Origin of the sequence: Brevibacillus sp. MER 51 (assembly GCF_023714195.1) — a bacterium.
In the GTDB taxonomy this organism is placed as follows: domain Bacteria; phylum Bacillota; class Bacilli; order Brevibacillales; family Brevibacillaceae; genus Brevibacillus.
The window spans coordinates 1-380 of sequence record NZ_JAMAUS010000075.1 but is presented as its reverse complement, the minus strand read 5'-3'; the positions used below and the strand labels follow the sequence as shown (position 1 = coordinate 380).

Sequence of the window (380 nt, the reverse complement as noted above, 5' to 3'; positions counted from 1 at the left end):
CCTCAAGGACAAATTAGAGGTGAAAACGAGGTTACAATGCCAGCAACTTCTATTGCTAATCAAACAGTAGGTGCTGCTATCCCAGATTTCGATTTCCCTGTGTCATTCCAAGTAACAGGATTTAAATTTAAAGTTCCAGGAAAAGCTGCGATGTTTGTAAATGGTAACTCATTAAGCTCTGTAGCAGGTCTTACTAAGAACTTAAGATCAGGAGATATTTGTTACATTGCAGGTATTCAAGCAACTGCAACTGGTTTAGGAGGTCAAACTCTGAAAAAAATCAGTCCAGTTGTAATAAATGTTCAATAATTTAGTTATTAAGAATATACATATCATATCATTAAAATGAAAAAGATTTTAATTTTACTATTAGCATTAAG

General features: G+C 33.2%; 1 protein-coding gene. It reads left to right on the top strand.

Translation table 11 applies throughout. The annotated features are described in order from the left end of the window. Positions 1-309 (top strand): GldM family protein (locus tag M3630_RS30710; protein WP_251254684.1); only part of this gene is annotated, 309 nt, incomplete at its 5' end. Positions 310-380: the final 71 nt, after the last annotated feature.